The following is a 24275-nucleotide window of genomic DNA, read 5'->3' on the forward strand; positions in this document are numbered from 1 at the left end:
ACGCGCCATTTCAATCAACAGGCGTTACACAAAAAGGACTGCCCAGGGCACCACGAAACTCACCCGCGAAGACCAGGGCCCTCACGGTAGTGTTTGCAGTGTCCCCACACTGCCTGTCAGCGCGCGCGCCATTCTCCCAGGCGTCCCCGCAAGCGGGCTGCGCACTGGCTGTGCAGTTGGCTGACACGCGATTCGCTGACCCCCAGGACCTCACCGATTTCCTTGAGGTTCAGCTCTTCGTCGTAGTACAGCGCCAACACCAGTCGCTCACGCTCCGGCAAATTGGCAATCGCGTCCGCCAGCGCACCCTGAAAGCGTTCATCTTCCAGGTCACGCGACGGCTCGAGATGAGTACTCGCGCCATCCTCGTGCAGCCCTTCGTGTTCGCCGTCCTGCAACAGGTCGTCGAAACTGAACAGGCGGCTGCCCAAGGTATCGTTCAAAATCCCGTAATAATCGTCGAGACTCAATTGGAGTTCGGCCGCAACCTCGTGATCTTTAGCGTCGCGACCGGTTTTTGCTTCAATTGCGCGAATTGCGTCACTGACCATGCGCGTATTGCGGTGTACCGAACGCGGCGCCCAATCCCCTTTACGCACTTCATCGAGCATCGCGCCACGGATACGGATACCCGCATACGTCTCGAAACTCGCACCTTTGCTCGCGTCGTATTTGGTCGACACTTCGAGCAGGCCGATCATGCCGGCCTGGATCAAGTCTTCGACCTGGACGCTGGCGGGCAGGCGTGCCAGCAAGTGATAAGCGATGCGCTTGACCAGGGGCGCATAGCGCTCGATCAATTCACCTTGGCTGTCACGTGCCGATTTCTTGTAAAGGTTATAGCCGCTGGCTGTCATAGCACCGGTCCTGCGCTCGTCTGATGCACCAATCGCTCGACGAAAAACTCCAGATGCCCCCGTGGGTTGGCGGGCAATGGCCAGGTATCGACCTTCTGAGCAATAGCCTTGAACGCCAAGGCGCATTTCGAACGAGGGAACGCTTCGTAGACTGCACGCTGCTTTTGCACAGCCTTGCGTACACACTCGTCATAGGGAACTGCGCCGACGTATTGTAAGGCGACATCGAGAAAGCGATCTGTGACCTTGGTCAACTTGGCGAACAGGTTGCGCCCTTCCTGCGGGCTCTGGGCCATATTGGCCAGCACGCGGAAGCGGTTCATGCCGTAGTCACGATTCAGTAGTTTGATCAGGGCGTAGGCGTCGGTGATCGAGGTGGGTTCATCGCAGACCACCAGCAGGACTTCTTGCGCGGCGCGCACGAAGCTGACCACGGACTCGCCGATCCCGGCGGCGGTGTCGATCACCAGCACGTCGAGGTTGTCGCCGATATCGCTGAACGCCTGAATCAGGCCGGCATGCTGCGCCGGGCTCAGGTGGACCATGCTCTGAGTGCCCGAGGCGGCCGGCACGATGCGGATGCCTCCAGGGCCCTGCAGCAGCACATCGCGCAGCTCGCAGCGGCCCTCGATCACATCGGCGAGGGTATGTTTGGGCGTGAGCCCCAGCAAAACGTCAACGTTCGCCAATCCCAGGTCAGCATCCAGCAGCATGACACGACGGCCAAGCTCTGCCAGCGCCAGGGACAAATTCACTGACACGTTAGTTTTCCCGACGCCACCTTTGCCGCCGGTCACCGCGATCACCTGTACGGGATGCATGCTGCCCATTTTATTTCTTTACCTTGTCTTGCTTAGACGCAGGCTACATGGGTTGGCCGCGTGAATCGCTGCAGACCATCGATGTAGATACAATTCAGGGTGTTCATGCTGCCCTCAACCCACCCGTTTTGCCGGGTTGTGGTAAAGGTCGGCGAACATATCGGCCATCGCTTCCTCGCTAGGCTCTTCTTGCATTTGCACGCTGACGGCACGGCTGACCAACTGATGACGGCGCGGCAGATGCAAATCATCTGGAATCCGCGGCCCGTCGGTCAGGTAGGCGACCGGAAGTTCATGACTGATCGCCAGGCTCAACACCTCGCCCAGGCTCGCGGTTTCATCGAGCTTGGTGAGGATGCATCCGGCCAGGCCACAGCGCTTGTAGCTATGGTACGCAGCGGTAAGAACTTGTTTTTGGCTGGTGGTTGCAAGCACCAGGTAATTTTTTGACTTGATACCACGCCCGGCCAGGCTTTCCAGTTGCATGCGCAACGCCGGGTCGCTGGCTTGCAGGCCGGCGGTATCGATCAACACCACACGCTTGCGCAGCAACGGATCGAGGGCGTTGGCCAGGGACTGGCCCGGGTCAACGTGGGTCACCGACACATTGAGGATACGGCCCAGGGTCTTGAGTTGCTCCTGGGCACCGATGCGGTAGCTGTCCATGCTCACCAGCGCGATATTCTGGGCGCCGTACTTGAGCACGTAACGCGCGGCCAGCTTGGCCAGGGTGGTGGTCTTGCCCATGCCGGCAGGGCCGACCATGGCGATCACGCCACCCTCTTCCAGGGGTTCGAGTTCCGGGGTCACGATCATCCGCGCCAGGTGGGCCAGCAACATGCGCCAGGCCTGGCGAGGTTCTTCGATTTCGGTGGTCAGCGCCAGCAGGTCGCGGGACAACGGGCCGGACAGACCGATGCGTTGCAGGCGACGCCACAGGTTGGCCTGTTGCGGTTTGCTGCCTTGCAGTTGGGTCCACGCCAGCGAACCAAGCTGCACTTCCAGCAGTTCGCGCAGGCCGTTGAGTTCAAAGCGCATCGAATCGAACACACGCTGGTCGACTGCGGCGGCCGGAGCTGGCGCGGCAGGACGCGGCGGCTCGATGAACGTCGGCTCGATCAACGGCTCGGCGGCGGTCAGCGGCAGGCCGGCGAACAACTGGCGATTGGTGGTCGCATCGCTGTCGCCACGCATGCTCAGTTCGGCCTGGGCCGAGACAATGCGCGAGGCAGTCTTGCGCAGCTCGTCTTCAAGCTCCATGTTCGGGACGCGCGGGGCCAGCGCCGAAGGGGTGTAATCCAGGGCAGCCGTCAGCTCGACACCGCCGGCAATACGACGGTTACCGATAATCGCAGCGTCGGCGCCCAGCTCGTCACGTACCAGTTTCATGGCCTGACGCATATCGGCGGCGAAAAAACGCTTTACTTGCATAACCCACTACCTCAGCCGTTGGGCCCTACTGTCGCGACGATAGTCACTTGCTTGTTGTCAGGGATTTCCTGATAAGCCAAAACGTGCAAATTCGGCACTGCCAGGCGTCCAAACCGCGACAACATCGCTCGGACCGGACCTGCCACCAACAGAATCACCGGTTGGCCCTGCATTTCCTGGCGCTGTGCGGCGTCGATCAACGAACGCTGCAGTTTTTCAGCCATGCTTGGCTCCAGCAGAACGCCCTCTTCCTGGCCTTGTCCTGCCTTCTGAATACTATTGAGCAATATTTGTTCCAACCTTGGCTCCAAGGTGATCACAGGTAGCTCAGACTCAACCCCTACAATGCTTTGCACGATAGCGCGGGACAATCCGACGCGCACCGCAGCCACCAGGGCGGCGGTATCTTGACTCTTGGCGGCATTGTTGGCGATGGCCTCGGCGATGCTGCGAATGTCGCGCACCGGCACTTGTTCGGACAGCAGCGCCTGCAGCACTTTGAGCAATTGCGACAGCGACAGCACGCCCGGCACCAGTTCTTCGGCGAGTTTTGGCGACGCCTTGGCCAGCAAACCCATTAATTGCTGGACTTCTTCGTGGCCGATCAGCTCGTGGGAGTGCTTGTACAGAATCTGGTTGAGGTGCGTGGCGACAACCGTACTGGCGTCCACCACGGTGTAACCGAGGGACTGCGCCTGGCTACGCTGGCTGACTTCGATCCATACCGCTTCCAGGCCAAAAGCCGGATCTTTGGCGGTTATACCGTTCAGTGTGCCGAACACCTGGCCGGGGTTGATCGCCAGCTCGCGGTCGGGGTAGATCTCCGCTTCGGCGAGGATCACGCCCATCAGGGTCAGGCGGTACGCGCTGGGGGCCAGGTCGAGGTTGTCGCGGATATGCACGGTGGGCATCAGGAAGCCCAGGTCCTGGGACAACTTCTTGCGCACACCCTTGATCCGCGCGAGCAATTGGCCGCCCTGGTTGCGGTCTACCAACGGAATCAGGCGGTAGCCGACTTCCAGGCCGATCATGTCGATCGGGGTCACATCGTCCCAGCCCAACTCCTTGGTTTCCTGGGCGCGGGCCGGCGACGGCAGCAACTCCTGCTGGCGCGCGATCTCTTGCTGGGCCTTCACTTTGATCACGTTCTGCTTTTTCCAGAACAGGTAGGCGCCACCGCCGGCCATGGCCGCCATGCTCAAGAACGAGACGTGGGGCATGCCGGGCACAAGCCCCATGATAGCCATGATGCCCGCCGCCACGGCCAGGGCCTTGGGCGAGGCAAACATCTGCCGGCTGATCTGCTTGCCCATGTCTTCGGAGCCCGATGCACGGGTCACCATGATCGCCGCTGCTGTGGATAACAACAGTGATGGCAATTGCGCCACTAAACCGTCACCGATAGTCAGCAGGGCGTAGACCTTGCCCGCATCGCCAAAGCTCATGCCGTGCTGGAAGATCCCGACCGCCATGCCGCCAATCAGGTTGATGAACAGAATCAACAGGCCGGCGATGGCATCACCGCGCACGAATTTGCTGGCACCGTCCATGGAACCGTAGAACTCGGCTTCCTGAGCCACTTCCAGGCGGCGCGTCTTGGCCTGGTTCTGGTCGATCAGGCCGGCGTTGAGGTCGGCGTCGATAGCCATCTGTTTGCCGGGCATGGCGTCGAGGGTAAAGCGCGCGCTCACCTCGGAAATCCGCCCGGCGCCCTTGGTCACCACCACGAAGTTGATGATCATCAGGATCGCGAACACCACGATACCGACCACGTAGTTACCGCCGATCACCACCTCACCGAAGGCCTGGATCACCTTACCGGCGGCGGCGTGACCGTCCTGGCCGTTGAGCATCACCACCCGCGTGGACGCCACGTTCAGCGCCAACCGCAGCAGCGTGGCGATTAGCAGGATGGTCGGAAAGACCGCAAAGTCGAGCGGCCGCAGGGCATAGACGCAGACCAGCAACACGACGACGGACAAGGCAATGTTGAAGGTGAAGAACACGTCGAGCAGGAACGGCGGTATTGGCAACATCATCATTGCCAGCATCACCAGCAACAACAACGGCACACCCAGATTGCCCCGCGACAAATCAGTCAGGGTGCCACGGGCCGTGTTGAGCATTTGAGAGCGATCTACCACCGGTATTCCTCGCGTTCCTTGAAGCAAAGTTTTGACGCTAGAGGGCGTCCTGAAGGCGGTATTGCAAGAAGCCTTCCAACTTTTGCTTGAGGTCGCAGATCCCTTATGGCGAGGACTGACTGACGAATGAGCAGGTAGGGGATCAACTGATTCAAATGACCGAAGACCTGCTGGTCAACCTCAGCCAATGCATTGCTCAATGACTTTTCGTTTGAGCTGGAAAGAGTTCGACGCAAGGGCGCAAGGGAACACTCAACGACCTGATGGCGGATCGTTCCGACATTCAGCGCGGGAACGATCAACCAGCCGGCTCTATTTAGAGAGGATTTTCACGCTCGCAGCCTGATCGCCCTTAGGCCCTTTTTCGACGAGAAACTCCACTTTCTGGCCCTCTTCAAGAGACTTGAAACCCTCGGCCTGGATGGCGGAAAAATGGACGAACACATCGCCGCCGCCATCCTGGCTAATAAACCCAAACCCCTTCTCCGCGTTAAACCATTTCACAGTGCCTGTTGCCATTGCCGTTCTCCGTACACTTCAATTAAGGACTTACACAGGTGTCGTCAGATCAGTCGAATGTCGCATGCATAGATGCCAGTCGGTCGATGGATCATCCAAAACTCCACTTTCTGCCCCTCCGACAGCAGGGGTCTATCCGAGCTGCATAGTTCTACCGATACATCTTCTGCCCCACTGTCCAGCGCAATAGAACCCAATCCGGTCTGTTGGTCATAAGATTTGACCCTGCCTGTGAATAGCTGCATCGCCCCACTCCCTGCATCTTGTTGCGCAGTACGCGAGGTAATAGAACCGCGAGCAGGCGATGCTGGCTACTGTCAAAGTTGACAGGCCAGGAAGGTTTTACGACGAATGGCACGGTGCCAATTTGAACGACCCGTCAGGAATCGCGACGCAAGTCCGGCGGAATCGGCAGGTCTTTAAGCGGATCAGGCCGCTTGCCTTTGCCCGCACGGTACTGGCGAATCTGATAGACATACGCCAACACCTGCGCCACCGCCAGGTACAGCCCGGCAGGGATTTCCTGGTCGAGGTCAGTGGAGTAGAAGATCGACCGCGCCAGCTCCGGCGATTCCAGCAGCAGGATGCCATTGGCCACGGCGATTTCGCGGATCTTCAGGGCGGTGAAGTCGCTGCCCTTGGCCAGCAGCATCGGCGCGCCGCCCTTCTCCGGGTCGTACTTGAGGGCCACGGCGTAGTGGGTCGGGTTGGTGATCACCACGTCGGCGTCGGGCACCGAAGCCATCATCTTGCGCTGAGACATTTCGCGCTGCAGTTGGCGAATGCGTTGCTTGACCTCGGGGCGGCCTTCCTGGTCCTTGTGTTCGTCGCGCACTTCCTGCTTGGTCATCAGCAGTTTTTTGTGGCTTTCCCACAACTGGATCGGCGCATCCACGGCGGCGATCAGGATCAACCCGGCGGCCATCCACAACGCGCTCCAGCCCACCACTTGCACGCTGTGGATGATCGCTGACTCCACCGGTTCATGGGCGATGCGCAGCAAGTCGTCGATGTCGGAGGTCAATACCACCAGCGCCACGAACAAAATCAGGATGAACTTGGCCAGGGCCTTGAGCAGTTCCATCAGGGCCTTGGTGGAAAACATCCGCTTGAGCCCGGCGGCAGGGTTCATGCGGCTGAATTTGGGCGCCATGCTGCTCGCAGCGAATAGCCAGCCGCCAAGGGCGACGGGGCCGATCAGCGCCGCCAGCAACAAAGTGATCAAAATCGGCTGCACCGCCAGGATCGCGATTTTCCCCGAATGCAGCAGGTACTGCCCCATGGCGCCGGGGCTGAGCAGCACTTCACGGGGCAAGGTGAAGTTGAGCTTCATCAACTCCATCAGGTCGAGCGCCAGGCCGCCGCCGTAGATCAGCAAGGCGCCAGCACCGGCCATCATTGTCGCAACGGTGTTGAGCTCTTTGGAGCGGGCAATCTCGCCCTTTTCCCTGGAGTCCTTTTTACGCTTATCCGTGGGGTCTTCTGTTTTGTCCTGACCACTCTCGCTCTCGGCCATGGCTCAGCGCGCCCGTGCCAGATCACGTAAGAACTGCAAGGCGTCGGTCGCCAGCGGTTGATACTGATTGAGTATGTCGGCCATGCCGATCCAGAAAATCCCCATGCCCAACACCAGGGTCAACGGGAAACCGATAGAGAAGATATTCAGTTGCGGCGCCGCGCGGGTCATCACGCCAAAGGCAATGTTGACCACCAACAGCGCAGTGATCGCCGGCAGCACCAGCAACAGCGAAGCGCCCAACACCCAACTGAGGCGCCCCACCAGCTCCCAGAAGTGATTGACCACCAGCCCCGAGCCGACCGGCAAGGTGGTGAAACTTTCGGTCAGCACCTCGAACACCACCAGGTGGCCGTTCATGGCCAGGAACAGCAAGGTCACCAGCATAGTCAGGAACTGCCCGATCACCGCTGCCGACACGCCGTTGGTGGGGTCGACCATGGACGCGAAGCCCATGCCCATCTGGATCGAGATGATTTGCCCGGCAATCACGAAGGCCTGGAAGAATAGCTGCAGGGAGAAACCCAGCAGCGAGCCGATGAGGATCTGCTCGGCAATCAGCATCAGCGCACTGAGGTCCAGCGCGTTGACGGGCGGCATCGGCGGCAAGCCCGGCATCAGGGCCACGGTGATCGCCACCGCGAAATACAGGCGGATGCGGCGCGGCACCAGGGTAGTGCCGAACACCGGCATGCTCATCAGCACCGCCGTGACCCGGAACAGCGGCAAGATAAACGAAGCCACCCAGGTACTGATCTGGGTGTCGGTCAACGCCAGCAGCGATTGCATGCGGTCAGCCGATCAACTGCGGAATACTGCCGTACAACTGCAGGATGTATTCCATGAAGGTCTGCACCAGCCACGGGCCGGCGACGATCAGGGTGATCAGCATCACCAGCAGGCGCGGCAGGAAGCTCAGGGTTTGTTCATTGATCTGGGTCGCGGCCTGGAACATCGCCACCAGCAGGCCGACCAACAGGCTCGGCACCACCAGCACGGCGACCATCATGGTGGTCAGCCACAACGCTTCACGGAACAGGTCGACGGCAACTTCTGGGGTCATGGCCCTACACTCCGCCGAAACTGCTGGCCAACGTGCCGATAATCAGCGCCCAGCCGTCCACCAGCACAAACAGCATGATCTTGAACGGCAACGAGATGATCAGCGGCGACAGCATCATCATCCCCATGGCCATCAGCACGCTCGCCACCACCAGGTCGATGATCAGGAACGGGATAAAGATCATGAAACCGATCTGGAACGCCGTCTTCAATTCCGAGGTAACAAACGCCGGCACCAGGATCGTCAGCGGCGCCTGATCCGGGGTGGCGATGTCGGTGCGCTTGGACAGACGCACAAACAGTTCAAGGTCGCTGGAGCGGGTCTGCGACAGCATGAAGTCCTTGATCGGGCCTTGGGCCTTGTCGATGGCGTCTTGCGCCGTGAGCTTTTCCGCAAGGTAAGGCTGCAGGGCTTGCTGGTTCACCTTGTCGAATACCGGCGCCATGATGAACATCGTCAAGAACAGCGCCATGCCGGTGAGGATCTGGTTCGATGGCGTCTGTTGCAGGCCCAGGGCCTGACGCAGGATCGAGAACACAATGATGATCCGGGTGAAGCTGGTCATCAGCATGACAAACGCCGGGATAAAACTCAGCGCCGTCATGATCAACAGGATCTGCAGGCTGACCGAATACTCCTGGGCCCCGGCCGCGTTGGTGCCCAGGGTAATCGCCGGGATCGACAACGGGTCGGCGGCGAACGCCAATGGCGCGGCCAGCCACAGCATGAGCGTCAATAAAACGCGCATTACTTCTTATCCTTCTGATCCTTGCCCAGCAACTCCATCAGGCGCTGGGCGAATTCTGGCGTGGCGGCCTGGGTCGGGGCGACGTTGACCGGCGTCTTGAGCACGTGCAGCGGGGTGATGCGGCCGGGGGTGAGGCCCAGCAGGATCTGTTCCTCGCCCACCTGCACCAGCACCAGCCGATCACGCGGGCCGAGGGCGCGCGAACCGATCATCTCGATGACCTGGGCGTTGCCAGGACCAATGTTCTGCACACGACGCATTAGCCAGGCCAGCACAAAAATCAGCCCGACCACGAGCAACAGGCCCAGCACCAACTGGGTCAGTTGGCCACCGATGCCGCTGCTCACCACGGGGGCGGCGGCCGCTTGCGCGACCGGCTCGGCCGCGAGGGCGCTCAATGGCAGCGCCAAAAACAGTCCCGCCATCGAATACTTCATGTCAGCGCAGCTTCTTGATGCGTTCGCTCGGGCTGATCACGTCGGTCAGGCGAATGCCGAACTTTTCGTTGACCACCACTACCTCGCCATGGGCGATCAGCGTGCCGTTGACCAGTACGTCCAACGGCTCACCGGCCAGGCGATCCAGCTCGATCACCGAGCCCTGGTTGAGCTGCAGCAGGTTGCGGATGTTGATGTCGGTGCTGCCGACTTCCATGGAGATCGACACCGGGATGTCGAGAATCACGTCCAGGTTCGGGCCGTCGAGGGTCACCGGGTTGTTATTCTTCGGCACGCTGCCGAATTCTTCCATGGGCATGCGGTTACTGGCCGGTGCGGTGGAGGCATCGGCCGCCAGCAGCGCGTCGATATCGTCCTGGCCAACATCGCCGGTTTCTTCCAGGGCCGCAGCCCATTCGTCGGCCAGGGCCTGGTCTTCGGCGGAAGTGTTTTCGTGTTCGGTAGCCATTACATGTCCTCGGCGGAGCAAACATTCATAAATAAATAGGGGTGCATCAATACGGGTGACTCAGCGCCGGCTGATCGACTCCACCACTTGCAGTGCCAGTTTGCCCTTGTGCGAACCAAGCTTGACCTTGAACGACGGTACGCCGCTGGCGCGCATGATCAGTTCTTCCGGCAACTCGACGGGAATCACGTCGCCCGGCTGCATGTGCAAAATATCCCGCAGGCGCAGTTGGCGACGGGCCACGGTGGCGGTCAGGGGCACGTCGACGTCCAGCAGGTCTTCGCGCAGGGCCTTGACCCAGCGTTCGTCCTGGTCGTCGAGGTCGGACTGGAAGCCGGCGTCGAGCATTTCGCGCACGGGCTCGATCATCGAGTACGGCATGGTCACGTGCAGGTCGCCGCCACCGCCATCGAGTTCGATGTGGAAGGTAGACACCACAACGGCTTCGCTGGGGCCAACGATGTTGGCCATGGCCGGGTTCACTTCCGAGTTGATGTACTCGAAATTGACCTCCATGATCGCCTGCCAGGCTTCCTTCAAGTCGATGAAGGCCTGCTCCAGCACCATACGCACCACGCGCAGTTCAGTAGGGGTGAACTCGCGGCCTTCGATCTTGGCGTGACGGCCGTCGCCACCGAAGAAGTTGTCCACCAGTTTGAACACCAGTTTGGCGTCGAGGATGAACAACGCAGTACCGCGCAATGGCTTGATCTTGACCAGATTGAGGCTGGTAGGCACGTACAGCGAGTGTACATATTCGCCGAACTTCATCACCTGCACGCCGCCCACCGCCACATCTGCCGAGCGGCGCAGCATGTTGAACATGCTGATGCGGGTGTAACGGGCGAAACGCTCATTGATCATTTCCAGGGTCGGCATGCGTCCACGGACGATGCGATCCTGGCTGGTCAGGTCATAACTTTTGACGCTGCCGGGCTCAGCAGCCATTTCGGTCTGTACCAGACCATCGTCCACGCCATGCAGCAGCGCATCGATTTCATCCTGGGACAGCAGGTCTTGCACGGCCATGTCGTGATCCTACTGCAATACGAAATTAGTGAAGAGCGCCTGCTCGACCACCACTTTGCCGAGCTCTTTCTGGGCCACTTCCTGCACGCTGGCAGTGACCTTCTGGCGCAACATTTCCTGGCCCACCGGCGTAGCCAGGCTGTCGAAACTTTGCGCGGAAAACAACATCACCAGGTTATTGCGGATCACCGGCATATGCACCTTGAGGGCCTCAAGGTCCGCCTGGTTGCGCGCCAGCAAGGTGATGCTCACCTGCAGGTAGCGTTGACGACCGTTCTGATTGAAGTTGGCGACAAAGGCCGGAAGCATCGGCTCGAAGATTGCCGGTTGCTTGACGTTACTGGCAGTTTCGGCGGCGGGCGCCGGTTTGCTCGCACTGCTGTGCATGATGTACCAAGTGCCGCCCACGGACGCGCCAATCGCCAGGACCAGGCCCAGGACAATCAACAGGATAAGCTTGAGCTTGCCCTTGCCCTTACCTGCGGGTGCTTGTGCTGCGTCTTCGCTCTTCGCCATGCCAATAATCCGTCACTATTTGGGGATTCATAGATCTACGGAAAGGCAAGAGCAAGTGTTATGCCAGAGTTGTCTGGCAATCGGGGAAGAGAGATCACCGCGAATCGAATGTAGGAGGGGGCTTGCTCCCGATAGCGGTGTGTCAGTCAATAGATTCATTGGCTGATACACCGCCATCGGGAGCAAGCCCCCTCCCACACTTGAGCCGGTGCCAGGCTTAGGATCAGGCGTAATAGTCAACGGCGCTGGAGCCAATCACGGTGGCCGTCACCGGCGCGACGGCCGCGGCCACTTCGGCATGATCGGCAACGTCGCCGCTGTCACCCCGACCACCACGGCCACTGACACCGTTCGCCTGGTTCTGGTTCTGTTGCTGTTGGCCCTGGCCCTGCCAGCCACGGGACTGATCGGACACATTCACGTCGACCTGCCCCATGCCCTGCTGGGCAAACATCTCGCGCAAACGGCCGGACTGGGTTTCCAGTGCTTCACGCACCACCGCGTGACCACTCATGAAGGTGACTTGGGCCTGCTGGTCGGCCGTCATGTTGACCTTGATATCCAGGCGCCCGAGTTCGGCCGGCTGTAGCTGGATTTCTGCCGACTTGAGGTTGGCGCTGGACAGGTACATCACGCGGTTGACGACTTCCTCGGTCCAGCCGCTCTGATGCATGGCCAGCGGTGCGTTGGTCACCGGCGGCAAAGCGTTGGCGGTTTTCGGCGTGGCGGCCTGGGTCAGTGCGGCCAGGCGGTTGGCGAAGTCATCGACACGCGTGTCGCTGCTGGCGCTCTTCAAATCCTTGAGGCCGCCTTCGATCAACCCGCCAAAGGCTTTGTCGCCGCCCTGGTCGGTGCTGTCCTTGCTGGCTTGCTGGTCCACCATGTTAGCCAGGCCCGTGGCGAAGTTCTGAGCAGCGGTCGGCTGGTCCTGGGACGGCGGCGCGGCGCTCTGCGGGGCCTGACTGCTGGCCGACACATGACCGCCCTGCTCCATCGCCAGGCGTACCGCCGGCATCGCGTCCAGAGGGTCTGCCGTGGGATCGAAGGCCGGCTTGGCCACATCGGTCGCTGCCAGCGGTGCCGTGACCACCGGCTGGGCCTTGTCATCCTTGGCGGCGGCAGCCGGGGCTGGCGTTTCCACCGGCACCGGCACTGGCACAGCAACCGGCGTGACCGTGACAATCAGGGCCGGATCAACCACCGGGGCAACCACTGGGTCTACCGCCGGCTGCTGCGCCAGGGCTGGGTCGGCTGGCGGGGTTTGATCACTGCTGGCGCTGTCGGCGGGTTTGGCCGGCGGGTCGGCTGGCAAGGGTTTGCCGCTATCGGCAACCGCTGGCGTACCGGCGGCAGGCTTATCGTTGTTCGCGGCAGGTTTATCGTTGTTCGCGACAGGCTTATCGTTGCCAGCAACAGGCTTGGCACTCGCGTCAGCAGGCTTGTCGCGCGCGGGCTTGGCCGAGTTGTCGTCGGCCTTGGCCGAGGGCTTCGAACCTTGGCTGGCGAACACCTGAGCAAAGCCAGGGCCCTTGTCCCGCGGCTCCGCGGCCGCCGCCGGTGGATTGGCTGCAGGCGCTTGAGGCTTGGCCGCAGGGGCAGCCTGAAGGAGCGAATTAGGGGCGACTGGCATAGGTAAGGTCTCCACTGCATGGGAATCGGGGATGCAGTATCAGGAGATAGAGCAAGAGTCGGGCCAGCTCTGCGGAAAAGCGGTGTGGGGCCTGAAATTAAAGCTGGAAGCGCTGGCGCTCCGACTCATACAGCGGCTTGACCAGCGCAAACTCATGGTCGATCTGATCGACCAAGGCCCCCAGGTCCGCCGCAGCCTCGACAGACTCAACCTCCAAGCGCTGGCACAAGTGCGCCAACCGCACTGCACCGAGGTTACCACTGCTGCCCTTGAAACTATGGGCGATGCGCGCCAACGCCTTGGCATCGTCGCGAGCCTTGCGCAGCGCTTCGACGCGCTTTTGCGAATCATCGAGAAAGGTATCGAGCAATTTGGGGTACTCGCCTTCCATGACTTCCTGCAAACCCGATAACACGTCCGGGTCCAGATGAACCTCAACCACTTGTTCGCTCCTTGATCAAGAATCGGCGGATTATGCCAGAGCCTCCCAGCAAAACTCCACGCAGACACTGCGCCCGCCGTCGGACCAGCGTACATCGCTACTCAGTTGACGCACCAGGCCCAAGCCGCGACCAGACAGACGGTCGAGATCCAGCGGGCGAGCCAGTACCTGTTCCACATCGAACCCGGGGCCGCTGTCTTCGATGCGCAAGGTCATCCTGCCGCCCGTAGCGGTGGGCTCTACCTGCACATGCACGCGCACATAACCGCTGTTGAGTTGCACCAACCGCTCATTGCGCTGGCGGTAATACTGCGCAAAACCTTCAGCATTGCGCTTGAGCCGCGAGTCCAGGCCCAGCACGCCATGCTCCAGGGCGTTGGAATACAGTTCGGCCATCACGCTGTAGAGCGCCCCGCTCTGCTCGCGCAAGCCGTGGATCTCCAGCAGCAGTTGCAACAGATAGGGCAACGGGTTGTAGCGTTTGAGGGTCTCGGCGCGAAACTCGAAACTCACCGACCAATCCAACGGGCACGACTGGCCACTGTCGGCATACATCGGCCCCGTCGCACGCATCGACTGGCCGGCCTGCAGGGTAATTTCGAGCATGCTCACGTCATCCCGCGCCTCACCGCGAAACGCCGCCAGGGCCTGCTCGATATCCTCGAACAAGCGGTCGGGCTCACGATTGGCGGCAAACACCTGCTGCAAGCGCTCGGCGCCGAACAATTGTTCGTTGGCATCGGCGGTATCCAGCACGCCATCGGAGAGCAGAAATACGCGGTCGCCCAGGGCCATCGGCCAGACTTCGGTGCGATCATCGAACGCCTGCGCCGACAGCACGCCCAACGGCAAGTGCCGTGATATCAGCGGCGTGCGCTTACCCGTGGCGACTTCATGCACATAGCCCTCGGGCATGCCGCCATTCCAGACTTCCACCGCACGCCGTTGCGCACTCAGGCACAACAGCGTCGCGCAGCAGAACATGTCCACCGGCAGGATGCGTTTGAGCTTGGCGTTCATCTCCCGCAGGATCTGCGTCAACCCGTAGCCCTTGGCCGTCATGCCATAGAACACTTCGGCCAACGGCATGGCGCCGACCGCCGCTGGCAGGCCGTGCCCGGTGAAGTCGCCGAGCAGCACATGCATGTCACCCGCCGGCGTGTAGGCTGCCAACAACAAGTCGCCGTTGAACAGCGCATAGGGCGATTGCAGGTAGCGAATGTTCGGCGCCGCGTTGATGCAACCCGAATGGGCGACCTTGTCGAACACCGCCTTGGCCACGCGCTGCTCATGCAGCAGGTAGTCATGGTGCTTGGCGATCAGGTCACGCTGCTGCAACACCGTGGCCTGCAGGCGACGCAGGCGATCCATCGCATTGATTTTGGCCGCGAGAATCAGCGGGTTATAGGGCTTGGGCAAGAAGTCATCGCCACCGGCATCCAGGCACTGGGCCAGGGCTTCGCTTTGGCGCAGGGAGGTGAGGAAGATGATCGGCACCAGGGCCTCACCCGCCAGTTGCTTGATCCGCCGCGCGGCCTCAAAGCCATCCATCACCGGCATCAGGGCGTCCATCAGCACCAGTTGTGGACGTTCGCGGGCAAACAGCTCGACGGCTTGTGCGCCGTTGCTGGCGGTGAGCACCTGGTGGCCCTGGCGCCGGACGATGGTCGACAGCAACAGCAGGTCGGCGGCGCTGTCTTCGGCGATCAGGATGGTCAGCGGTTCGAGGACCGGAGCCAGCGCGCTCAATTGATGTCGAACAGTTTGTCGAAATTGGAAATCGCGAGGATCTTGCGCACGTCGGAACTGCTGTTGATCACCTGGATTTCCGAGTTATCTCCCCCGGCATGATCGCGCAGCAGCAGGAGCATGCCCAGGGCGGAGCTGTCCATGTAGGTGGTTTCTTTCAGGTCGACGATGTATACGTCTGGCACCTTGTAGAAACGCTCGTAGGCGTCACGAAAGAGCTGGTGGCTGCCGAAATCGAACCGGCCCTTGATTGCGATCGTCAACTTCTTCCCATCCAGGGATACTTCTGACTCGACTGACATGTGACTGCTTCCTTGTCATGGGTCTAGATACAAGGTGTAGCAGGCTAACCGGATGTGGGCAACACAGCGAAGCAAATGTGGGAGGGGGCTTGCTCCCTCCCACATTGAGTCCGGAGCTTGGCGCTAGTAGGGATTCTGGCGCGGCAGGCGCTGGGACAACTCATCGAGCAGTTTTTGCTCGCGCTTATCCTCAAGCGCCCGCGCCTCATCGATATAGCGCTGCACCAGCTTGCGCAACCCTTCGACCCGGGCATACGCCTGCTGCCAGCTTTCGCGGGCCTTGTCGAGGTTGTTCTGGTGCCAGGCCAGGCTCTGGCGCTGCTGGCCGACAGCGGTTTCAAGCTGGTTGAGAAAGCCCTGGTAGCCCATCAGCCACTGGCCGGACACGCCTTTCGTGCCGCGCTCGATCCACTGCTGCTGGTACTCGCCGCGAAAGCGCTCCAGGTCGCCGAGCTTACTTTCCGCCAGGCGCACCTGGCCCTGGAAGTAACCCAGGCGCTGGACGGCGGTTTTTTCGGCCTTTTCGGCCATGTCCACCACCGGGGCCAAGCGTGAGGAGCGGTTGCTGGCCATGGCTTAGCCGCCTGGCGCGGGGGCGAAGATGGACTGCAGGTGCGCTTCGCTTTCGCCCATGCTGATGTTGTCGTTGAGGCCTTGGCGCAGGTAGGTGACCAATTGCGGTTGCAGGGCAATCGCCAGGTCAGTCTCACGATCGCCGCCGGCCACATAGGCGCCAACGCTGATCAGGTCGCGACTTTGCTGGTAGCGCGACCACAACTGCTTGAACTGCTGGGCACGGGCCATGTGCTCCGGGGTGACCACCGACGGCATCACCCGGCTGATGGACGCTTCGATGTCGATGGCCGGGTAGTGCCCCTCCTCCGCCAGGCGCCGCGACAGCACGATGTGACCGTCGAGCACGCCCCGCGCCGAGTCGGCGATCGGGTCTTGCTGGTCATCGCCTTCAGACAACACAGTGTAAAACGCGGTGATCGACCCACCCCCCGCCTCGGCATTACCGGCGCGCTCCACCAGCTTGGGCAACTTGGCGAACACCGACGGCGGATAGCCCTTGGTGGCCGGCGGCTCGCCGATGGCCAGGGCGATTTCCCGCTGGGCCTGGGCGAAACGCGTGAGGGAGTCCATCAGCAACAGGACGTTCTTGCCCTTGTCGCGAAAATATTCGGCGATGCGCGTGCAGTACATGGCGGCGCGTAAACGCATCAGCGGCGCATCGTCGGCCGGGGACGCAACGACGACGGAACGCTTGAGGCCTTCTTCACCGAGGCTGTGCTCGATGAACTCCTTCACTTCCCGGCCCCGTTCGCCGATCAGCCCCACCACGATGATGTCGGCCTCGGTAAAACGGGTCATCATGCCCAGCAACACCGACTTACCCACGCCGGTACCGGCAAACAGGCCGAGGCGCTGGCCGCGACCGACCGTCAATAAACCGTTGATGCTGCGAATGCCCACGTCAAGCGGCTGGCTGATGGGGTTGCGCTTGAGCGGGTTGATGGTGGGGCCATCCATCGGCACCCAGTCTTCGGCTTTCATGCCGCCCTTGCCGTCCAGCGCACGACCGGCACCGTCCAGCACGCGACCGAGCATGCTCATGCCCATGGGCAGGCGGCCGGTATCGGCCAGCGGCACCACGCGGGCGCCGGGGGCGATGCCCGCCAGGCTGCCAACCGGCATCAGGAAAATCTTGCTGCCGGAAAAGCCCATCACCTCGGCTTCGACCTGCACCGGGTGGTAACTGTCGTCGTTGATCACCAGGCAGCGGCTGCCCATGGCGGCGCGCAGGCCTTCGGCTTCGAGGGTCAGGCCAACCATGCGCAGCAAGCGCCCTTCGAGGATCGGCTGGCCGGGCAACTTGGTGGCCTCGGCATACCCGCTCAGACGCTTGGCGAAACTGGTGCGATCAAGGCGCATCGGGGGCGTCCAGGTCCACGCTCATGTCAGGTTCGGCCGGGTTCAGGACCTGCTCGTGCACCTGGTCCAGCAACTGGGCCATGATCTGGCTGATGCGCGTTTCCACCGTGGCGTCGATGCGGCTGTATTCGGTCTCGACGCGGCAACCACCGGGCTGCAGCGCGGCATCTTCGACGATGCGCCAGGTTTCTTCATGGCGCTCGCGCAGGGCTTTGACCTGTTCGAAATCCTGCGGGTTGATGTGCAGCCGCACATTGCCGACACCCAGGGGCAGCAGCTTGAGGGCTTCACGCATGACGCTTTCGATCTGACTGGAGTCCAGCACCAGCTCACGCTGGATCACCTGGCGGGCGATGTGCTCGACCAACCCGACCATGGCTTTTTCGATCTGCGAATCCTGCTCGGCGATGGGCTCGAACAGGCTGCCCATCAGGCGTTCCAGGCTGGCCAGCTTGACGTTCAAGGCAGCCTCGGCTTCCTGGCGAACCTTGAGCGTGGTGCTGCGAAAACCATCTTTTTCGCCAGCGGCGAAGCCTTCGTTGTAGGCCTCCTGGCGAATGCTTTCCAACTCTTCCAGGGTCAGCGGCTGGACTTCTTCCAGCGGCACTTCTTCCATTTCCGCCGGCAGTTCTTCCACAGGCTCAGGTTCGGGCTCCGGCACATGCGGATCGAAGCTGGGCAACGACCAGATGTCGAACCCGCCCACGTCCCGCGCGCGAATCAGGTCGCTGGGCGCTTCATCTTTGTTCGACATGCGAGGCGCCTTAGATCATTTCTTCGCCGCCCTTCCCACCGAGAACGATTTCTCCGGCTTCGGCCATACGGCGGGCAATCGTGAGGATTTCCTTCTGCGCGGTTTCCACGTCGCTGACGCGTACCGGGCCTTTGGCTTCCAGGTCGTCGCGCAACAGTTCGGAGGCGCGCTTGGACATGTTCTTGAAGATCTTTTCCTTGACGCCTTCGTCCGAACCCTTGAGGGCCAGTACCAGCACGTCAGAGGAGACTTCGCGCAACAGCGCCTGGATGCCACGGTCGTCGACATCGGAGAGGTTGTTGAACACGAACATGAGGTCTTCGATCTGGCCGGACAGGGTGTCGTCGATCTCGCGGATCGAGTCCATCAACTGGCCTTCGACCGAGCTGTCGAGGAAGTTCATGATGTCGGCTGCGCGCTTGATACCGCCCAAGGTGGTACGCGAAGCATTCGAGTTGCCCGAGAACTGCTTCTCGAGAATCGTGTTGAGTTCTTTCAGGGCCGCCGGCTGCACGGTGTTCAACGACGACACGCGCAGGATGATGTCCAGGCGCACTTTATGGTCGAAGTGGCCGAGCACTTCGCCGGCCTGGTCGGGGTCGAGGTACGCCACCACGATCGCCTGGATCTGCGGGTGCTCGTAGCGGATCACGTCGGCGACGGCGCGCGGCTCCATCCATTTCAGGCTGTCGAGGCCGCTGGTGTTGCCGCCCAACAGGATGCGGTCGATCAGGCCGTTGGCCTTGTCTTCGCCGAGGGCCGAGGTGAGCATCTTGCGGATGTAGCTGTCGGAGCCGACGCCCAGGCTGGTCTGGTCGCCGACGATCTCGACGAACTCGCTCATCACCTGTTCGACCTGCTCTCGGTGAACGTTGCGCATCTGCGCCATGGCCACGCCCACGCGCTGGACCTCTTTGGGCCCCATGTGGCGCAGCACTTGTGCGGCGTCGGTTTCACCCAGGGACAGCAGCAGGACTGCGGCTTTGTCGACCTTGGTGAGCTTGGCAACAGCGGCTCGACTATCACTCATCTGCGTTAATCCACTCTTTCACGACCTGGGCCACACGGCCCGGGTCTTCTGCCACCAGACTCTTGATTGCGTTCAACTGAGCGTCATAGCCTTCGCTCGGGCTTGGCAACAGGATGCTTTGCGGGCCGCCGAGGCTGACGCGGTCGTTGGCCAGTTCGCCATCCAGGCCGCCCATGCCACCCAACTCGACATCGCTGCCAGCGAAGGTTGCCAGTTGTTTCTTACCATTGCCGGTGATGTTGTTGAGCACCGGACGCAGCACGCCGAACACCAGCACTACGATGAACAACACGCCCAGCACTTGCTTGACGATGTCCCAGAACCACGGCTGGGTGTAGAACGCCGCTTCAGCGATGACTTCGCCACGCTCGGCGGAGAACGGCATGTTGATCACGCTGACGCTGTCACCACGGCTGGCGTCGAAACCGACGGCATCCTGCACCAGGCGAGTGAAGCGTGCCAATTCGTCGGCGCTCCACGGCGCGCGGGTGACGGCGCCATCAGCGGCGGCGATCTTGACCTGGTCATCGACCACCACCGACACCGACAGGCGATTGATCCGGCCCTGTTGCTGCTTGGTGTGGCTGATGGAACGGTCGAGTTCGAAGTTCTTGGTCGACTGGTTACGCTTGTCCGCCGGGTAGGGAGCGAGCATCGGCTGGCCGGTGGCCGGGTCCATGATCTGCTGACCGTTGGCGTCCAGCAGTGGCTGGCCAGCGGCAATGGCGCCAGCGGTCGCGGCGGCACCGCCGGTGGTCTGCGGGGCTGAAGCCGGGGCTGGCGGCTGATTGCTCAGGGCACCCGGCACACCTTGTGGGCCGCTGCTGGCGGTGCGTTGTTCGCTGGTCGATTGCTCGCTGCGCAGGGCCGGCTGGTCCGGGTTGAACTGCTCGGAGGTCGATTCGACGGCGCTGAAATCCACGTCGGCGGACACTTCAGCCTTGTAGCGATCGTTACCCAGCACCGGTTGCAGGATGTTGTGGACACGCTGGGTGAGCATGCTTTCCATGCGGCGGCTGTAGTCGAACTGCTTGCCGGCCTGGGTCAGCGAAGAGTTTTCCGCCATATCGGACAGCAGGTTGCCCTTCTGGTCGACTACGGTGATTTGCGACTTGCTCAATTCGGGAACGCTGGTGGCCACCAGGTTGATGATCGCCAACACTTGGCCTGGCTCCAGGGAGCGGCCGGAAAACAGTTCGACCAATACCGAGGCACTTGGCTTGCGCTCATCACGCACAAACACCGAGCTCTTCGGAATCGCCAGGTGAACACGGGCGCCCTTGACGTTGTTGAGGCTGGAGATGGTCCGCGCCAGTTCGCCTTCCAGGCCACGACGGTAGCGGGTCGCTTCCATGAACTGGCTGGTGCCCAGGCCCTGGTCCTTGTCGAGGATCTCAAAACCGATATTGCTGTCGGACGGGGTCACGCCGGCGGCGGCCAGCTTCATGCGGGCACGGGCGACATCATCGGCCTTGACCAGCAGCGCCCCGGAGTTGGGCTCCACGGTGTAGGCAATGTCGGCGGCGGCCAGGGTTTCCATGATCTGCTTGGAATCCATACCGGCCAGGCTGCCGTACAGCGGCCGGTAATCGGGTTGCTGCGACCACAGCACCACGGCAAAACCAATCGCCACGCTGGCAGCCAGGCCGACCATCAGGCCCACCTGACGCAGCATGGTCATTTCCGAGAGGTTTTCCAGGAACGACAGGCCAAACAGCGGCGGCTTGCCGTCTGCCTTGGCGGGTACGTTGTCCACGACTGCTTCTGCCATGACTTAAATCTCGCCCTTAAACCGGCATCTGCATGATGTCTTGATAAGCCTGAACCAGTTTGTTGCGCACCTGGGTCAAGGCTTGAAAGGACACAGTGGCTTTCTGCGAAGCGACCATCACGTCGGTCAGGTCCACGCCGCTCTTGCCGATCTCGAACGCGGTCGCCAACTGGTTGGAGGCTTGCTGAGTGTCACTGACTTTGTTGACTGCCTGGCCGAGCATGTCGGCGAAACTGCTTTGGCCCAATTCCGGCGCTGGCGCGACGGATTTCGGTTGAGCCATGGCATCCATTTGCATGGAGCGCATATCCAACATCAACCGATTGAACTCAATACCCTGGCTCATGACCTTCTCTCTCCGACGACCCGCATTTTTTTGACACTACGCAGCAGTTACTAGGGGTGGTAGCAACAAGGGTGCCAGCTCTGTAGCAACTTGTAAGAAAAGGCGACAAAACTTGTCGACCTTGTTACCGATCAGGTGGCGAAAAGGTAGCCTTCCACGTCCATCCCAGCGTCGCGCATCTGCGCCAGCTTGTAGCGCAAGGTGCGCGGGCTGATGCCCAGGCGCTCGGCCGCTTCTTTGCGGCGGCCGCGTTCGGCGCGCAGGGTGTCGATGATCATCTGGAATTCGCGGCGGCGCAGGTCGTCGCCCAGAGCCCCTGCAGACTCGGCTTCAGCGACCAGCGGCACGGGCGCCAGGCTCGGTAACGGCGCGGCGCCACTGCCCATGGCCAGGCAGAAGTCCTGGGGCTGGATCAAGCCGCCCTGTTGCAAAATCAATGCACGCTGAATCGCGTTGTCCAGCTCCCGCACGTTGCCGGGCCACGCGTAGCTGATCAGGCAGGCCTGGGCTTCGACCGACAGCCGCGCCTGGGCGTGCTTCATTTTTTTGACGTGGTTGTTCAGCAGACGCTCGGCCAGCGGGATGATGTCCGCCGGGCGCTCGCGCAGTGGGCGCCAGGCCAGGGGGAATACCGAGAGACGGTAGAACAAGTCTTCCCGAAAGCGCCCCGCCGCCACTTCGCCGGCCAGGTCGCGGTTGGTGGTGGCGACCACGCGGATATCCAGCTGGATCGGCTTGCGCGCACCGACCCGCTCCACTTCACGCTCTTGCAGCACCCGCAGCAGCTTGGCTTGTAGGCCCAGGGGCATTTCCGAAATTTCGTCAAGCAGGATGGTGCCGCCGTCGGCCTGTTCGAACTTGCCCGCCTGGGCCGCGATGGCGCCGGTGAACGAGCCCTTTTCGTGGCCGAACAGCGTGGCTTCGAGCATGTTGTCGGGGATCGCCGCGCAATTGATCGCGATAAAGGGCTGCTGGGCGCGGCCCGATTGCTGGTGGATATAGCGCGCCAACACTTCCTTGCCGGTGCCCGACTCGCCGGAAATCAACACGGTTGAGTCACTGCGCGCCACGCGGGCCGCGAGTTCCAGCAATTGTGCGCTGGAGGGTTCGAAGGCAATCGGGCCGTCGCCTTCACCGGCCGGAATCACTCCCAGGGCATGCCGCGCCACCAGTTCGATCAACGCCTTGGGCTCGAAGGGCTTGACCAGATAATCCGCCGCACCCTGGCGCATGGCGTCCACCGCGCGCTCGACGGCGCCATGAGCGGTCATCAGCAACACCGGCAGTTGCGGCTGTCGCGCACGCAGCAGGCCGAGCAACTGGTGACCGTCCATGCCTGGCATGTTCACGTCGCTGACCACCAGGCTGAAGGGCTCTTGCTCCACCGCCTCCAAGGCTTCCTCGGCGGAACCGACCGCACGATAGTCATGGCCCGCCAGCAACAGCGTGTCAGCCAATGCCTCACGTAGGGCACGATCGTCTTCCACCAACAAAACCTTGATAGCCATAGCCTTTTTACTCCGCGCTTGCCGCGCATGAAAACAGCGGCAAGGTCATCAATGCACAGGTGCCACGCCCCAAGCGGGAACGCAGTTGCAATTCTCCCTGATGGGCACGTGCCACTGCCTTGACCACCGTCAGGCCCAGGCCCGTACCGTTGGTCTTAGTGGTAAAAAACGGTTCGCCGAGGCGTTGCAGCACCCCCGGCTCGATGCCGCTACCGCTGTCGCTGATGCACAGGCGCAGGGTTTGTGCGCGGGCGTACACATGCACCTTGAGCTGCGCGCCGGGGCCGCTGGCCTGGGTCGCGTTTTCGATCAGGTTGAGCAGCGCGCCCACCAGCGTGTCGCGGTTGCACAACAACTCGCCTTGGTGGCTGTCGCACTGCCAGCGCACATTGGCGCCCTGGACGTGGGTGGCGGCCGCCGCTTGCAGGGCCTGCATCAGGCCGGACGGGGTGAGGCGGTCGGTCAGCGGCAATTCTCCGCGGGCAAACACCAGCATGTCGCGCACCTGGTGCTCCAACTCATGCAAACGCTCCTTGAGTCGTCCGGCAAAACGCTGCTGGGTTTCGGCGGGCAATTGCTCATCAGTCAAATGACTGGCGTAGATCAACGCCGCCGACAACGGCGTGCGGATCTGATGCGCCAAAGAAGCGACCATCCTTCCCAACGACGACAAGCGTTCATGGCGCGCCAGTTGGTCTTGCAGGTGACGGGTTTCAGTCAGGTCGTTGAGCAGCACCAGTTGGCCGGGCTCGGCATCCAGGGAGCGCGTGGCGATAGACAGGCGGCGCCCATCCTTGAGGGAGATTTCATGGCCGTCATCGTCACGCGGTGCGAAGCAGCGGGTGATGACATGGCGCCATAGCTCGCCCTCCAACGGCAGCCCGAGCAGGTCGCAGGCGGCCGGGTTGGCTTCGCGCACGCGGCCCTGGTCGTCGATGACGATCACGCCGCCGGGCAACAGGTCGAGGAGGTTCTGCAGACGGTTGGCCAGGCGCTCTTTCTCGGCCAGCTCTTCCATGCGCTGCGCACTGACCACTGCCAGTTCGCCCTTGAGCTCGGAGACCCGCGCTTCCAACAGGCTATAGGAGTCATTCAGTTGGCTGGACATCTGGCTGAACAGCGAGAACGCCTGCTCAAGGCCATGTCGGCTGAGCTGTTCGGCGGTCGGGACCGGCCCCTGGAGCTCAGGGGCCGAAGATAGTTGGGCGGCGTGGGGCATCATGCTCTCTCGCTTGGCTGACCGTCAGTTAAACGGAAC

25 protein-coding genes are annotated in these 24275 nt (G+C 61.6%); all 25 read right to left on the reverse strand.

What is annotated here, in order from left to right; all coding sequences use genetic code 11:
* Nucleotides 1-116: 116 nt before the first annotated feature.
* On the reverse strand, nt 117-857 hold the full coding sequence (fliA, locus tag P3S72_RS21870; protein WP_247407275.1) for an RNA polymerase sigma factor FliA: 741 nt from the start codon (nt 855-857) through the stop codon (nt 117-119).
* Nucleotides 854-1687 (reverse strand): flagellar synthesis regulator FleN, encoded by an 834-nt coding sequence (gene fleN, locus P3S72_RS21875; protein WP_003192912.1) that lies wholly within the window; start codon nt 1685-1687, stop codon nt 854-856. The genes fliA and fleN overlap by 4 nt, the downstream gene beginning before the upstream one ends.
* A gap of 105 nt (nt 1688-1792) precedes the next feature.
* Complete coding sequence (gene flhF, locus P3S72_RS21880) at nt 1793-3109, reverse strand: flagellar biosynthesis protein FlhF (protein WP_276194196.1); 1317 nt, start codon at nt 3107-3109, stop codon at nt 1793-1795.
* An 11-nt stretch (nt 3110-3120) separates the two neighbouring features.
* Nucleotides 3121-5235 (reverse strand): flagellar biosynthesis protein FlhA, encoded by a 2115-nt coding sequence (gene flhA, locus P3S72_RS21885; protein WP_276197973.1) that lies wholly within the window; start codon nt 5233-5235, stop codon nt 3121-3123.
* A gap of 330 nt (nt 5236-5565) precedes the next feature.
* Nucleotides 5566-5772 (reverse strand): cold-shock protein, encoded by a 207-nt coding sequence (locus P3S72_RS21890; protein WP_276194197.1) that lies wholly within the window; start codon nt 5770-5772, stop codon nt 5566-5568.
* A gap of 379 nt (nt 5773-6151) precedes the next feature.
* Nucleotides 6152-7288 carry a flagellar biosynthesis protein FlhB gene (gene flhB, locus P3S72_RS21900; protein ID WP_276194199.1) on the reverse strand — a complete coding sequence of 379 codons (1137 nt, stop codon included), beginning with the start codon at nt 7286-7288 and terminating at the stop codon, nt 6152-6154.
* Nucleotides 7289-7291: 3 nt separating this feature from the next.
* The gene (gene fliR / locus P3S72_RS21905) at nt 7292-8077 is read right to left on the reverse strand and encodes a flagellar biosynthetic protein FliR (protein ID WP_276194200.1); all 786 of its coding nucleotides are present in this window, start codon (nt 8075-8077) and stop codon (nt 7292-7294) included.
* 4 nt (nt 8078-8081) lie between these two features.
* Nucleotides 8082-8351 carry a flagellar biosynthesis protein FliQ gene (gene fliQ, locus P3S72_RS21910; protein WP_003214552.1) on the reverse strand — a complete coding sequence of 90 codons (270 nt, stop codon included), beginning with the start codon at nt 8349-8351 and terminating at the stop codon, nt 8082-8084.
* 4 nt (nt 8352-8355) lie between these two features.
* Nucleotides 8356-9099 (reverse strand): flagellar type III secretion system pore protein FliP, encoded by a 744-nt coding sequence (fliP, locus tag P3S72_RS21915; RefSeq protein WP_198717140.1) that lies wholly within the window; start codon nt 9097-9099, stop codon nt 8356-8358.
* Complete coding sequence (gene fliO / locus P3S72_RS21920) at nt 9099-9536, reverse strand: flagellar biosynthetic protein FliO (protein WP_276194201.1); 438 nt, start codon at nt 9534-9536, stop codon at nt 9099-9101. Before fliO ends, fliP begins: the two co-directional genes overlap by 1 nt.
* A 1-nt stretch (nt 9537) precedes the next feature.
* Entirely contained in the window at nt 9538-10005 is a 468-nt protein-coding gene (fliN, locus tag P3S72_RS21925) for a flagellar motor switch protein FliN (RefSeq protein ID WP_276194202.1), read from the reverse strand.
* 60 nt (nt 10006-10065) lie between these two features.
* Nucleotides 10066-11034 carry a flagellar motor switch protein FliM gene (gene fliM, locus P3S72_RS21930; RefSeq protein WP_247408025.1) on the reverse strand — a complete coding sequence of 323 codons (969 nt, stop codon included), beginning with the start codon at nt 11032-11034 and terminating at the stop codon, nt 10066-10068.
* A gap of 9 nt (nt 11035-11043) precedes the next feature.
* Complete coding sequence (fliL, locus tag P3S72_RS21935; RefSeq protein ID WP_247408027.1) at nt 11044-11550, reverse strand: flagellar basal body-associated protein FliL; 507 nt, start codon at nt 11548-11550, stop codon at nt 11044-11046.
* A gap of 223 nt (nt 11551-11773) precedes the next feature.
* Nucleotides 11774-13180, reverse strand: coding sequence for a flagellar hook-length control protein FliK (locus P3S72_RS21940; protein ID WP_276194203.1), 1407 nt, complete (start codon nt 13178-13180; stop codon nt 11774-11776).
* Nucleotides 13181-13277: 97 nt separating this feature from the next.
* Nucleotides 13278-13622 (reverse strand): Hpt domain-containing protein, encoded by a 345-nt coding sequence (locus P3S72_RS21945; RefSeq protein WP_247407287.1) that lies wholly within the window; start codon nt 13620-13622, stop codon nt 13278-13280.
* Between the two features lie 30 nt (nt 13623-13652).
* Nucleotides 13653-15371 (reverse strand): fused response regulator/phosphatase, encoded by a 1719-nt coding sequence (locus P3S72_RS21950; protein WP_276194204.1) that lies wholly within the window; start codon nt 15369-15371, stop codon nt 13653-13655.
* A complete protein-coding gene (locus P3S72_RS21955; protein ID WP_276194205.1) occupies nt 15368-15673 on the reverse strand; it encodes an STAS domain-containing protein in 306 nt (101 codons plus the stop codon). Before P3S72_RS21955 ends, P3S72_RS21950 begins: the two co-directional genes overlap by 4 nt.
* Nucleotides 15674-15796: 123 nt before the next feature.
* Nucleotides 15797-16246: a flagellar export protein FliJ gene (gene fliJ / locus P3S72_RS21960; protein WP_276194206.1), complete on the reverse strand. Its 450-nt coding sequence runs from the start codon at nt 16244-16246 to the stop codon at nt 15797-15799.
* Nucleotides 16247-16249: 3 nt separating this feature from the next.
* On the reverse strand, nt 16250-17608 hold the full coding sequence (gene fliI / locus P3S72_RS21965) for a flagellar protein export ATPase FliI (protein WP_253397705.1): 1359 nt from the start codon (nt 17606-17608) through the stop codon (nt 16250-16252).
* Nucleotides 17598-18362: a flagellar assembly protein FliH gene (fliH, locus tag P3S72_RS21970; protein WP_276194207.1), complete on the reverse strand. Its 765-nt coding sequence runs from the start codon at nt 18360-18362 to the stop codon at nt 17598-17600. Before fliH ends, fliI begins: the two co-directional genes overlap by 11 nt.
* Before the next feature lie 10 nt (nt 18363-18372).
* A complete protein-coding gene (gene fliG, locus P3S72_RS21975) occupies nt 18373-19392 on the reverse strand; it encodes a flagellar motor switch protein FliG (RefSeq protein WP_048720872.1) in 1020 nt (339 codons plus the stop codon).
* Entirely contained in the window at nt 19385-21163 is a 1779-nt protein-coding gene (fliF, locus tag P3S72_RS21980) for a flagellar basal-body MS-ring/collar protein FliF (RefSeq protein WP_276194208.1), read from the reverse strand. The genes fliG and fliF overlap by 8 nt, the downstream gene beginning before the upstream one ends.
* Before the next feature lie 16 nt (nt 21164-21179).
* Entirely contained in the window at nt 21180-21509 is a 330-nt protein-coding gene (gene fliE, locus P3S72_RS21985) for a flagellar hook-basal body complex protein FliE (RefSeq protein ID WP_276194209.1), read from the reverse strand.
* A 131-nt stretch (nt 21510-21640) separates the two neighbouring features.
* Nucleotides 21641-23017, reverse strand: a complete 1377-nt coding sequence (locus P3S72_RS21990) for a sigma-54 dependent transcriptional regulator (RefSeq protein WP_276194210.1) — start codon at nt 23015-23017, stop codon at nt 21641-21643.
* A 7-nt stretch (nt 23018-23024) separates the two neighbouring features.
* Entirely contained in the window at nt 23025-24236 is a 1212-nt protein-coding gene (locus tag P3S72_RS21995; RefSeq protein WP_276197974.1) for an ATP-binding protein, read from the reverse strand.
* Nucleotides 24237-24275 lie beyond the last annotated feature (39 nt).

This window comes from Pseudomonas sp. D3 (genome assembly GCF_029320995.1).
In the GTDB taxonomy this organism is placed as follows: domain Bacteria; phylum Pseudomonadota; class Gammaproteobacteria; order Pseudomonadales; family Pseudomonadaceae; genus Aquipseudomonas; species Aquipseudomonas paraveronii.